The organism is Pantoea sp. CTOTU49201 (assembly GCF_032054795.1).
GTDB lineage: Bacteria > Pseudomonadota > Gammaproteobacteria > Enterobacterales > Enterobacteriaceae > Pantoea > Pantoea symbiotica.
In genome coordinates, this window is sequence record NZ_DAMBSA010000351.1 from 1 (window position 1) to 207 (window position 207).

General features: G+C 59.4%; 1 pseudogene. It reads right to left on the minus strand.

Features of this window, described 5'->3' with window-relative positions:
- A pseudogene (locus RTY00_RS19685) lies at positions 1 to 207 on the minus strand (ABC transporter permease); the annotation flags it as partial.

A 207-nucleotide genomic window follows, 5' to 3' on the forward strand; every position in this document is an offset into this window, starting at 1 on the left:
TTCCAGCGTGGCCGGCAGAAGTTCCATGATCAGCTGAAACACCGAAACCTGGTTGTAATAGGAGATGCCAAAGTTGCCGTGCAGCAGGCGCGTGATGTAGTGCCAGAACTGCACAATCACCGGATCGTTGAGGCCAAGGCTGGTGCGCAGCGCGGCACGCTCAACCTCTGTGGCGCTTTCCGGCAGCATGCTGACCACCGGATCGCC